We start from the raw sequence: 11,537 nt of genomic DNA, 5'->3' as shown, positions 1-11,537 counted from the left end.
AGTTAAATATTTATTTTTATTAGTTTAGGGACATAGCCGACTTGATGTATTTCAAGTCGGCTATTTGCTTTAAAAGAATCGTTGGTGTTGCTATTTGTTTTCATTTTCGTATTTTCCCGAAAATTTTAATCAATGCAAGATTCTCCCGTATTTTCAAACGACACCATTGTATTTGGCATCATTATGCTATGCTTGGGTTTTGTTTTTTACACCTCGGCCATAAAAACAGGTTTCTGGAACAAATTTTATAAGGTGGTACCATCTGTACTTATGTGCTATTTGTTGCCTTCCCTTTTTAATTCCTTCGGTATTATCTCTGACGAAACTTCCAATTTATATTTTGTGGCCAGTAGGTATTTATTGCCCGCATCGTTGGTATTAATGACGTTAAGTATCGACCTAAAGGCTGTTTTTAACCTTGGACCAAAAGCATTGATTATGTTTTTTACGGGAACCATAGGAATAGTAATCGGCGGGCCCATTGCCATTTTGTTAATTTCCCTAGTTTCGCCAGATACTGTTGGCGGCGTTGGTCCAGATGCTGTTTGGAGAGGATTGGCCACATTGGCCGGAAGTTGGATAGGCGGCGGCGCAAACCAGGCTGCAATGCTTGAAATTTTTAAATACAATCCCGAAAAATATGGCGGAATGGTACTGGTAGATATCGTGGTTGCCAACCTTTGGATGGCCGTGGTACTGCTCGGGGTTGGAAAGAGCAACAAGATCGATAAATGGTTAAAGGCAGACAATACCGCGATAGACGACCTAAAAAATAAAGTAATTGCCTTTACCGAAAGCATTACGCGCACCCCCACCCTATCTGATTATATCATGATTTTGGCCATTGCCTTTGTTGCTGTTGGCATTGCACATTGGGGCGCCGGTAACATTTCAGATTTCTTAACGTCGAACTTTCATGTCGTGAGCGACAAGACCAGTGCCTTGGCATCGTTTGGATCGCAGTTTTTTTGGATGATTACTATTGCCACCCTTATCGGGATCGGACTTTCGTTTACAAAATTTAAAAATTATGAAGGTGCCGGAGCCAGCAAATTCGGTTCCATATGTATCTATATTTTAGTGGCCACCATTGGTATGAAAATGGACATTTTTAAAATATTCGACAATCCCGGTCTTATTGTCATTGGTTTGGTGTGGATGAGCATCCATGCGCTGTTGCTGTTGGTTGTGGCAAAAATTATAAAAGCCCCCTATTTTTTCTTGGCCGTGGGGAGCCAGGCCAACGTGGGCGGGGCAGCTTCGGCTCCTGTAGTTGCCGCCGAGTTTCATCCATCTTTGGCTACCGTTGGGGTTTTGTTGGCCGTATTTGGTTACGCTGTGGGTACCTATGGCGCAATATTTTGTGCTTATTTAATGGAATTGGCATCTAAAGTGTAGTAATTTTTATAAGATTTATGCATATTTGCCCTTCAGAAAAAAAACAAACATGTACCGATTACTTATTGCTTCAATTATAGCCACTGTTTTTGTTTCCTGCGGAAAAGAACAAAATAATATGACCGTTAACGGAACAGTTGACGGTTTACGAAAAGGGACTTTATATTTTCAAAAAATTAACGACAGTACGCTAGTTACGCTCGATTCTATTGAAATTGACGGAAATTCAAACTTTAGCTTTTCAACTTCCATAGAAAGCCCCGAGGTTTTTACCTTATATCTCGATAAAAACGATGGCAACCTGCTTAACGACAGGCTGGATTTTTTTGGAGAGCCCGGCAACATTACCATTAAAACCACTAGGGACTATTTTGCACCCGAAGCAACAATAGAAGGTTCTAAAAGCAACGATACCTGGACCGAATACAAAAAGATACGCTCTAAATTTTCGGGTAAAAACCTGGAATTGATAAAAGACATCCTTCAGGCAGAAAAAGATGGGGATACAGCACTTGCCGATTCGCTAAATTTAGTTTCCAAAAGAAACAATACAAGAGAATACCTGTATACATTAAATTTTGTGCTCAACCATACCGATTCTTATGCCGCGCCCTATATTACTTTGGCCAATGTATACAATGCCAACATTAAGTATTTAGATTCCATAAACAACTTGTTAACGCCAGAGGTGGCCCAATCTAAATACGGGAAAATGCTCGCCAAGTATATTGGTGATATTAAAGCACAACCGCAAACATCTACAAAAGACTCTGTTCAGTAAAAATAGGTTTCCACAACCAAAAACACCTCAAAAACCATTTGGATACGTTAAAAAATACACCCGCCCGGTGAAAAACTCCAATGGATACGTTATACAACCTATCGGGACATGTAAAAAACCACAACGGATAGGTTTTATTAAGTAAGCCATCCACGTTTTATGGCCCTATTGGAAAAAGCAATAAGAAAAGCAGCTATAAGTATTACCAGTACGGGCATGATATATGCCACAGAGCCATATGCTTCGGGGGTTTTGGCTATAAACAAGCTGTACCCCATTTGAATAAAAATGGCAATGAGGGAAACTACAAAAATGGGTTTTGCCCATTTCTTTTTGGCCAGTAGGCCTATGCTTCCCAGTAAACCGCCAAATACTGCTATTCCATATACAATTTTGGTCCACATAGGGTTATTCTCGTAAAGTTCCCTTTGTGCGTCCGGTAGCGCCTGTAAAGCTTCGTCTGTCATGGTAACATCTGATATAAAAGCACCAACACCCATAAAGTTCCATAATAGGGCAAGTATTGCAACGAACCAAAACCACCAAGGTATTTTGGTTGATAATTGATTAGCCATAAGATATGTTTTAATTGGTTTGCCTTATAAAAATACAATTTTTATTCCCTGTAACATATGCATCAGCAGAACCTCTTTGAAATAGTATATCGATTTTCGTGATTATTTCACAAAAAAATTAATTCAGCCAGCCTTTTTTAATAGCATAACGGGATATAAATACATGAAAAATACCAGCCAGAATTATAAATACGGGCAGGATAACCGCTTCGGGGCCAAAGGTCTCTAAAGAAGTAACGGCAATAATGCTATAGACCATTTGTACGGTTACCGCTATTAATGAAATAATAAAAAGTAATTTTGCCCATTTTTTCCTTAACAAAAGCCCTATACTTGCCAAAACACCGGTAAAAGCAGCCAGTGCGTAAACAACTTCAATCCATGTCGGGTAAGACATTAGCAATTTCCGTTCGGTATCGGGCAGGGCCAGCAAAGATTCGTGAGACATGCTAATATGCCCTATAAAAGAGCCCGCGCCCATTAAATTCCACACTAAGGCAAATAGAGCTATAATCCAAAACCAAATAGGTATATAATCGGTTTCTTTTTGAGCCATAATTCTTTTATTTTAAATGAATTATTCCCCCTAAGATACATTATATAAATTAGAGTTTAAAATGAAGTCTTTATAAGTACCCCCATAAAGATGAAGGCGGGAAACCTTATTTAAGCACCACGAAAAAGTCTCTTAACCCCGTAAGGATACTCTGTACGGCATAGGCGGCAAGGATTAGCCCCATTACTTTACTAATTACCGATATTCCATAGGCACCAATTCTTTTTTGTATATGGTTTGCCGCAAGCAACAATACACATGTTATGGCAATTACCACCAGCACCAATATGGTTGTTATGGCTTGCTGCTGCATTGTATACACGTGGTTGTCGGTCATTAAAACCACTGCCATTATTGCCCCAGGCGATGCAATGGAAGGGATTGCTATAGGAAAAATGGTAACGTGCTTATAATCTTTAATAGAATCTATCTCGCTGTTGGGCTTTCCTTCGCCAAAAATCATTGTAAGGGCAAAGAGGAACAAAATTACCCCGCCCGATATCTGAAAAGCATCCAGGGAAACTTTCATTCCCTCTAGGATAAGCTGCCCAATAATGATAAAGAACAACAATATTAAATAGGCCACTGCACATGCTCTTATGGCTATTTTTCTTTTATGCAGGATGTCAAAATTTTTGGTTGCCTCCAAATAAACGGGTACAGACCCCAGCGGGTCTATAACGGCAAATAAAAAAAGTATTGTTGTAATAATTTCGTTCATTCCAATAGATGTGTTTACCAATTAAGCTAAGCAGTGAGGCCATTTGCCTCGATAAATATACAAGAAGTTTTCTACAAACCTTTATCTTGTGGAAGAGGAAGACAAAGAAATTACAAAGAAAACGGTGTGCAAAAAATAAAAAAGCCCCTCCATTATGGAAGGGCACTTTGAGCCGATAGAGGGACTCGAACCCACGACCTGCTGATTACAAATCAGCTGCTCTAGCCAGCTGAGCTACATCGGCGTTTGCATTAAAAAGCGTGCAAATATAATTCTGAAAATCATTTTTGCAAACTTTTTATTATAAAAAATAACCTTTTAGGTGCCATGGCATCCCAGGTTACTTTTTTAAGCTGCGGATAATTTATTTAATTTTTCTACCAAGGATTGTGCCTTGGATTCCAGTTCTTTGTTAACTTCTTTTAAATGAGCGCTCCTGTTGTCTACTTTTTTATCGTTGACCTTTTCAATAAGTGCATCGAAAGTTGCAATTGCTTCGTCGATAATTTTATCGCCCTCTTTGGAATTGGAGGTATTGGTGCTAATTTCCCAAATGTAAACAGCTTCTATAATGTCCCCCAGAACATTGTTAATATCTCGTTTTAAGTCTCTTATACTTGCCATAACTTACTATTTAATATGTCGAACTCATTTGCAAAAATACGGCATTTTTAGATATGAACTTCCAAAATCTTCGCATCCTTGGCACTTATGCTAACTTCGTTTATGGAAGCAGGAACCAATATGGTCTCCCCTTTATTTAGTTTTTCTGTAGTATCACCCGTGGTAATCTGGGCCTGACCGTCAACGCATATATAAATACTAAAAGAGTCGCGGTTTACCAGTTGTTTTACAAAAGTACCGACTACGTTGAGGTAGTTGGTGATAAAGTATTTGCAGGTTACCATGTTGTTGGACGAGTTGTATTCTTTTTTATAAGAAACCTTATAATCGTCTTTCTTTTGGTAATCTATTGCATCTATTGCCAGCTCTGTGTGCAGTTCCCGCGTGTTTCCATCTTTATCCTTACGCTCGTAATCGTAAATACGATATGTAACATCGGATGTTTGCTGAATTTCGGCCAGCAGGATTCCTGAGCCTATGGCGTGTACTTTTCCTGTATTGATAAAAAACGTATCGCCTGCCTTTACTTCTTCTTGGTTTAAAATCTCTAAAAGTTTTCCTTCCTTTAAATGTTTTAAATAGGTTTCTTTAGTAAGCGTTTCGTTAAACCCAACAATAAGTTTCGATCCGGGATCGGCCTGCATAACATGCCACATTTCGGTTTTTCCAAAAGAATTGTGCCTTTCTTTTGCCAGGGCATCGTTTGGATGCAGCTGTACGGATAGATCCAATTTGGCATCTATAAATTTAATGAGGATGGGAAATTTATTTCCGAAGCGTTCATATACCGACTCCCCCAATAATTCTCCTTTATGGGTATCTATTAATTCTTGTAAGGTTTTTTGTTTTAAAGCTCCGTTGCTTACCACGGACACGTTATTTTCTACGCCAGAAAGTTCCCAGCTTTCCGATGCGGTTTTTGTTTTTACATCTTTGTCAAGAACTTCTTTAAGTTTGGTGCCTCCCCATAGATATTCTTTAAAAATGGGCGTAAATTTTAATGGGTATAATTTCATTTTTAGTATTTGATATATTGATTAAACAACCTACTCTCCTCGGTAGGTAACAAAATTTCTGGGAGTTTCGTAGAGCACCACTTCGAGGTCGAATTTTAACAAATGTGGCTTTAGCCGATTGTAAATTACAACTGCAATATTTTCTACGGTCGGGTTTAAGTCTTTAAATTCGGGCACCTCAATATTTAAGTTTTTATGGTCCAGGTGCTCTTCTATTTCCTGTTGGACAAGGTTTTTTAAAATCTTGAGATCGATAACAAACCCCGTTTCAGGATCTATCTCTCCAGTAACGCTAACAATAAGGTCGTAATTATGCCCATGATAATGCGGATTGCTACATTTACCAAACACCGTTCTGTTTTTTTCGTCGTTCCAGTCTTTTCTGTACAACCGGTGGGCGGCGTTAAAATGGGCCTTTCTACTTACTTTTAACCTCATAGTATTGTTTCGGATTGTTCTTCTATGTGCGAATAGAATTTTTCAAAAATAATTTTGAACCATGCTGTATAGTCTCCTGGGTTTACCTTCATGTCTTTTTGAATATCTTTTAACGACATCCATTTCCAGCTGGCCACTTCATCGGGGTTAATATTGGGTTCTCCATTGTATTTCCCAACAAGTATATGATCAAATTCATGCTCGGTCAACCCATTGTCGAAAGGGGCATGATAAATAAACGACAGTACCTCTTCCAGTTCGGCGGTAAAACCCATTTCTTCCTGAAGCCTGCGTTTTCCTGCATCTACATTGGTTTCTCCTTCGCGTTGGTGGCTACAGCATGTATTGGTCCATAGGCCCGGCGAATGGTATTTATGGCCTGCACGTTGTTGGAGCATTGTTTGCCCTTCATCATTAAAAATAAAAACCGAAAAGGCCCTGTGCAGCATAGCTTTTTCATGTGCTTCTATTTTTTCCATCAATCCAATTTGCTGATCGTTTTCATCAACAAGAATTACTTTTTCTTTTCCCATGAACATCTTTTCAAATCATTTTAAATTGAAGTTTTCCTTCTATTCGGCATCTAAAATAATTCAACAAATCTACAAAAATGGTTAACCATATCATAAAACAAAAAAATCCTGCCAAAAAGCAGGATTCTTCAATTGAATGTTCTAAACGTATTGCTATTAACCTGAATTTAGAATAATAAAATTCAGGTTATTAATGAACGTATTTAGAAAAACCTTGGGGTCGTTACCCTTTTATAGTTTCTTGAAAACTCATATCTTAAAAACACTTCTACGGTGCCACCGTTAAATTGCGTGCCGCCAAGTTCGGTAACCTCCCGATCGTATGCCAGGCCTACGGCCAAAGCCTCATTGAGCTGGAACCCTAACATTCCCGTTACCGCTGCACCCCATCTATACCCCACACCAAAGGTCAAAGATTCATCATACAAAAAATTGGCAGACAAGTCTACTTGCAAGGGTGCTCCAGAAACCACTTTTGTTAATACGGCAGGCTTAAATTGCCATCTGTAATCTAGGTCGAAAACATACCCGCCCATTACATAATAATGAATACGGGAAGTGGCTACATATGACGAGCTGTTGGAATTGTTGGACTCGTCAAAATATTTTGTGGTTAACATATTGGGCACTGATACCCCTACATAATAATTATCGGTATGGTAATAAATTCCGGCACCTATATTAGGAGAAAATTTATTGTCTATATTGTTTTGCCCAGTAAGCTCTACATCGTCATATTGGTTTAACCTTGTAAAGTCTACGTTTAATAAACTCCCACCGACTTTTAACCCAAAAGAAAGGTTTCCTTGGTATGAGGTCTGAATGGTATACGAAAAAGCGGCATCAAAAAAAGTCTCTTGCGTAACGCCTTCGCCCAGTTTGTCGTTAATTATTGAAAGTCCGACCCCTACTTTACTTTCCCTAATGGGGGAGTGCACGTTTAACGTTTCGGTTTGAGGTGCGCCATCGAGCCCCAGCCATTGGTTGCGGTACAGGGCCGTTGCGCTTAGCATGCCCCTACTGCCGGCATATGCCGGGTTGATGCTCATGGTATTGTACATATATTGAGTATATTGAGGGTCCTGTTGTGCAAAAACCGATTTAACACCTAGAACGACCATCAATAACAGGGATATTTTGTAATGCTTCATTATTCCTTTTTTATACATCTTTAATAATTGATGTAGAAGTAACCTGCCATATTTTTTGTGTTTTGATCCACAATATAATCAATCACATAATAATATGTCCCTACAGGTAGTTTATCTTTTTGTTGTACGCTTACCCTTCCTTCAGAATACCCTCTAAAGAAATTATTTCCTTGTCCATATCCGGTGGTTTCATACACCATTACGCCCCATCTATTGAATATTTTCACCGAGTTTTCCGGGAAGTCTTCAATTCCATAAATCTTCAGTACATCGTTCTGTCCATCATCATTTGGCGATACCAATTGATGCACCTTTAATTCGTCTTCAACCGGAGGTGGCGGAGGCGGATTTATAGGTAGGACATTTACGGTAACCATTCCCTGTTCTTCGTTCCACGTTACCCCATCTGAATGCATTACCCGTACCGTATACGAAAAAATATCCTGCCCCTCGAAACCTGGGTCTACTAGATAAGACAAGGTATTATTGGCATTAACGGTTACGGTTCCGTTTACCGGATTGGAAATGGCTGCTATGACCAAAGTGGTATTTGGATTAAACGTATCGTTATTGAAGATTGGGATTATAACTTCTTCTTGATTTGATGAATCCACATCTGCATAATCGTCCTGAACATCTTTAACCGGGAGCACAATAACGGTAACCCTTGCCGGGAAATCGTATACTACTCCTTCGGCCCCTGTGTAAGTAATTGTATATTCAAAAACAACGGTTCCCACAAAATCCGGTTCGGGCGTATATTCTATGGTGTAGTCTTTACGGACCTTAAGACTAGTACCTTTATTATCGGTGGCCGATAATGTATAATTTATATCAGAAGCAATGGTGTCGTTCCCTAAAACATTAATTACCACCGGTTCGTCTTCGTTGGTAGTTACTTCGTCGTCGATCAAAACAATGCTCCGGGTCCCGGGCTTAATATTTATTATAACTTCGGCCGTGTTTGATATTTCATTGCCATCGGTTATAACATAAGTAAAGGTATCTTGCCCTACAAAATCAAGATCGGGATAATAGATCAATTTTCCATTTTCTTCTGATAAAATACCGTGTTGGGGATCGGTATAACTTTGAACCGATAATTCATCTCCATCGATATCCCTATCATTGTAAATAATGTCGAGCGTGCTCTCCGTATTGGAAATGCTATTGAACGTATCATTTTCTGCTATCGGGGCATCATTTACCGGGGTTACTTCAATAGAAACATTGGCTTCGACCGAATTCCCGTTATGGTCTATTAGTGTATATGTAAAACTGTCCATCCCGTTAAAATCTGCATTCGGAACATATTCAAAAACCCCATCTACAATTTCAATTACCACACCATGACTTGCATTGGCGGTTAATTGATAATTATTATCGTCCCCGCCAAGGCTCCCTATATTATCGTTCAAGCTAACATCTATTTGGTTTGACGGTCCCGAACCGCTATCTTCCTCGACTACCAAGGCATCGTTTTGTGCCAACATAGCGTTTATGGAAATAGTAGCCGTATCGGTCATTTCCGTATTATCAGAATTTGTTAACGTAAGCGTATACGTAAAACTGTCAACCCCATTAAAATCGCTTCCGGGAACATATATCAATATATCATCACTTGGGTCCATTGGCGTTCCGTTCTTATCAATACTAACCGAACCATTTGAAGGGCTTGAAAAAGTAATCATCCCAATTGAAGGAATGGCCACATCGTTATCCAACATATTAATTTCGGTACCAGCGGTAGCCACTTCGGCAACCACGTCATCAACAAGCTCAAACTCTTCTTGCAGGCAAACCACCTTAAACGTAGGCAGTTTTTTGCTATATCCGGCCTTTGTTACGGTAGCAATATACTCTTCTATATCTTTTGTAGCTGTAACAGAAGGGTTTAAATTGCCATTGGCAATTCCCTGGTTCCAGCTTACCGATGCATTTGCACTTACGCTATTCTCTATATTTAAGGTTACCGAATTTTTAGGTTCGTTACAATAGGTTACAATAAAATAGCTCGTTGCATTTTTCCCACATTTTGTTCCATCATAAGTGGCAAAGTACACGCCAGGGATAAAAACCTGTTGTGTAGGGTCGCTGCCCAATTCGGTTTTAGATTCCCCATCTAGCACATACCAGTGGTAATTGCTTATGGTTCCATCCTCCGGATTGCTCTCTGGTGCCTGCAAGACAAATTGTGCACTTACTTGGTATCCAACCAAAAGGAGGAGCCCAAGCACCAGTTGTTTGATATGTCTATTTTGATGTTTCAAAATTTTTATTTTAAAAATTATATCAAACATTATTTAACTACAAATACCACATTGATAAGCGTATTGTAATCCGTTGGAACTGCTTTAATACCGTATGTCATAACTCCATTATCATTAATTGATACATTTTCAAAAACAGCAGGATCATAATACGTTACATAATAATAAAGTTCTGTTTTTGTATATGTTGGAATTTTTGCAGGCGCGCTACTACTTTTTGCCGATGATGTAATTGTCATTCCATATTGATCTACGTACTCTTTATACAAATCCTTTGTATTTACTGGTGAAACAATAGATGCATCTATAGCAATTGAAGGCGGATAGAAAATCCTAGCTGCTTTTGAGGTTACTTTGGTTATAGTATTTATCGCATCGTCTACATTCGTTTCTGCAATACCATCCCCATCTACGTCAGACTCGATTTCCACTTCAGAAGCATTCTGGTCGTCGGTGTTTATGCTTGCTAAATCAACTTGATTTCCTGATGTCTTAGGAGTTGATAATGTTAAAATATTTCCACTTAAACTTAAATCCTGAAGTTCGTTGCTAACATCTATATCTTTATCAGCGGTAATATGATTGCTTATTGCAGTTTCATTTGCGTCTATTTCCGTTTGCAAATTGGAGATAGAAGTATTGGCCTGTGACTTTGCTAAATTTAAATCTGCCTGAACTTCTTCAATGGCACCCTGTACATTGTTGCTGGCAACATCTGCCGTTGGTGTAAACGATACCTCGGAGGCCGTTTGGTCGTCCGTGCTCACACCGCTTATGTCAACGGTCTTATCGGTATTCCCGCCTTCTGACAAGGTTATCACGCTTCCATCAAAGCTTAGCCCCGTCACCGTTTCGTTGCTGGTACTCCCGTCAACCTCCGTAAAGGTACTGTTGACCACATAGGGGTCGGCAACAGTGCCGGTGCCCGTTATGCTCATATCTGTGCCCGCGTTTATCTTTGTCTCCGTTCCATCCGCAGAGGGCAGGGTCACGCTGTTCCCGCCTTCAATGGTCAATGTGTTCCCAGATATCGATAGGTCCTGTAACTCGTTCTTATCGTCCAGATCACTATCGGCGGCTATATGGTCGCTGATCGCCGTGGCGTTTGCCGCTATATCGGCATCGTTCGATTCTATGGCCGTCTTGTTGGCATCGATATTCGTGGCGTTGCCGGTGATGTTCGTTGTGTTCGTTGCGATACTGTTTGCATTGGCGGTGATGTCCGTTGCATTATCTGCTATGCCGTTGGCGTTAGCGGTAACGCGCACGTCCAGTGCCATTACTTCCGCCGATTCGTCCAAGGGCGACAGGTCTACCGTCACTCCCGTCCCGTCTTCTATGCCAAGGCTCAATATATTGTCAGTGCCCAACGTTGCAGATTCCAAATTCTGGTCGTCGCTGCTGATGTAGCCCGATAAATCGATCGGCGTCGCAGATGGGTTGTTCGTGATCTTCAGCTCGTTGCCGCTCAGTT

At 39.9% G+C, this 11,537-nt stretch carries 11 protein-coding genes, 1 tRNA gene and 1 pseudogene; 2 read left to right on the top strand and 11 right to left on the bottom strand.

Annotated features, from left to right (window positions below):
* The first annotated feature begins 132 nt into the window (after nt 1-132).
* Together PSF86_RS14905 and PSF86_RS14900 are read left to right on the top strand one after the other, a co-directional pair.
* Nucleotides 133-1,398, top strand: a complete 1,266-nt coding sequence (locus PSF86_RS14905) for a DUF819 family protein (RefSeq protein WP_277900896.1) — start codon at nt 133-135, stop codon at nt 1,396-1,398.
* 49 nt (nt 1,399-1,447) lie between these two features.
* Nucleotides 1,448-2,179, top strand: coding sequence for a DUF4369 domain-containing protein (locus PSF86_RS14900; RefSeq protein ID WP_277900895.1), 732 nt, complete (start codon nt 1,448-1,450; stop codon nt 2,177-2,179).
* Between the two features lie 137 nt (nt 2,180-2,316).
* Here PSF86_RS14900 and PSF86_RS14895 read toward each other — a convergent pair whose 3' ends face one another.
* The 11 genes and pseudogenes from PSF86_RS14895 to PSF86_RS14845 form a co-directional block, all read right to left on the bottom strand.
* Complete coding sequence (locus tag PSF86_RS14895; RefSeq protein ID WP_277900894.1) at nt 2,317-2,754, bottom strand: hypothetical protein; 438 nt, start codon at nt 2,752-2,754, stop codon at nt 2,317-2,319.
* 118 nt (nt 2,755-2,872) lie between these two features.
* Nucleotides 2,873-3,310, bottom strand: a complete 438-nt coding sequence (locus tag PSF86_RS14890) for a hypothetical protein (RefSeq protein WP_277900893.1) — start codon at nt 3,308-3,310, stop codon at nt 2,873-2,875.
* A 106-nt stretch (nt 3,311-3,416) separates the two neighbouring features.
* Nucleotides 3,417-4,031: a MarC family protein gene (locus PSF86_RS14885; protein ID WP_277900892.1), complete on the bottom strand. Its 615-nt coding sequence runs from the start codon at nt 4,029-4,031 to the stop codon at nt 3,417-3,419.
* A gap of 170 nt (nt 4,032-4,201) precedes the next feature.
* A tRNA-Thr gene (locus PSF86_RS14880) sits at nt 4,202-4,275 on the bottom strand.
* A 104-nt stretch (nt 4,276-4,379) separates the two neighbouring features.
* Entirely contained in the window at nt 4,380-4,655 is a 276-nt protein-coding gene (locus PSF86_RS14875; RefSeq protein ID WP_277900891.1) for a hypothetical protein, read from the bottom strand.
* Nucleotides 4,656-4,702: 47 nt separating this feature from the next.
* Nucleotides 4,703-5,671, bottom strand: a complete 969-nt coding sequence (locus PSF86_RS14870; RefSeq protein ID WP_277900890.1) for a type I phosphomannose isomerase catalytic subunit — start codon at nt 5,669-5,671, stop codon at nt 4,703-4,705.
* A gap of 30 nt (nt 5,672-5,701) precedes the next feature.
* Complete coding sequence (locus PSF86_RS14865) at nt 5,702-6,109, bottom strand: 6-pyruvoyl trahydropterin synthase family protein (RefSeq protein ID WP_277900889.1); 408 nt, start codon at nt 6,107-6,109, stop codon at nt 5,702-5,704.
* Nucleotides 6,106-6,642, bottom strand: coding sequence for an isopentenyl-diphosphate Delta-isomerase (gene idi, locus PSF86_RS14860; protein ID WP_277900888.1), 537 nt, complete (start codon nt 6,640-6,642; stop codon nt 6,106-6,108). The genes PSF86_RS14865 and idi overlap by 4 nt, the downstream gene beginning before the upstream one ends.
* Before the next feature lie 203 nt (nt 6,643-6,845).
* Nucleotides 6,846-7,793 (bottom strand): PorP/SprF family type IX secretion system membrane protein, encoded by a 948-nt coding sequence (locus PSF86_RS14855; RefSeq protein ID WP_277900887.1) that lies wholly within the window; start codon nt 7,791-7,793, stop codon nt 6,846-6,848.
* Nucleotides 7,794-7,813: 20 nt separating this feature from the next.
* Nucleotides 7,814-10,063, bottom strand: coding sequence for an Ig-like domain-containing protein (locus PSF86_RS14850; protein WP_277900886.1), 2,250 nt, complete (start codon nt 10,061-10,063; stop codon nt 7,814-7,816).
* A 29-nt stretch (nt 10,064-10,092) separates the two neighbouring features.
* Nucleotides 10,093-11,537, bottom strand: a pseudogene (locus tag PSF86_RS14845) (hypothetical protein); the annotation flags it as partial.

Origin of the sequence: Galbibacter pacificus (assembly GCF_029603165.1) — a bacterium.
Classification (GTDB): domain Bacteria; phylum Bacteroidota; class Bacteroidia; order Flavobacteriales; family Flavobacteriaceae; genus Galbibacter; species Galbibacter pacificus.
This window is presented reverse-complemented; position numbering and strand designations above follow the sequence as displayed.

Excerpts from the sequence above, each read along its gene's own strand:
- PSF86_RS14905 (WP_277900896.1), top strand. The coding sequence starts at position 133 with ATGCAAGATTCTCCCGTATTTTCAAACGACACCATTGTATTTGGCATC.
- PSF86_RS14900 (WP_277900895.1), top strand. The coding sequence starts at position 1,448 with ATGTACCGATTACTTATTGCTTCAATTATAGCCACTGTTTTTGTTTCC.
- PSF86_RS14895 (WP_277900894.1), bottom strand. The coding sequence starts at position 2,754 with ATGGCTAATCAATTATCAACCAAAATACCTTGGTGGTTTTGGTTCGTT.
- PSF86_RS14890 (WP_277900893.1), bottom strand. The coding sequence starts at position 3,310 with ATGGCTCAAAAAGAAACCGATTATATACCTATTTGGTTTTGGATTATA.
- PSF86_RS14885 (WP_277900892.1), bottom strand. The coding sequence starts at position 4,031 with ATGAACGAAATTATTACAACAATACTTTTTTTATTTGCCGTTATAGAC.
- PSF86_RS14875 (WP_277900891.1), bottom strand. The coding sequence starts at position 4,655 with ATGGCAAGTATAAGAGACTTAAAACGAGATATTAACAATGTTCTGGGG.
- PSF86_RS14870 (WP_277900890.1), bottom strand. The coding sequence starts at position 5,671 with ATGAAATTATACCCATTAAAATTTACGCCCATTTTTAAAGAATATCTA.
- PSF86_RS14865 (WP_277900889.1), bottom strand. The coding sequence starts at position 6,109 with ATGAGGTTAAAAGTAAGTAGAAAGGCCCATTTTAACGCCGCCCACCGG.
- idi (WP_277900888.1), bottom strand. The coding sequence starts at position 6,642 with ATGGGAAAAGAAAAAGTAATTCTTGTTGATGAAAACGATCAGCAAATT.
- PSF86_RS14855 (WP_277900887.1), bottom strand. The coding sequence starts at position 7,793 with ATGAAGCATTACAAAATATCCCTGTTATTGATGGTCGTTCTAGGTGTT.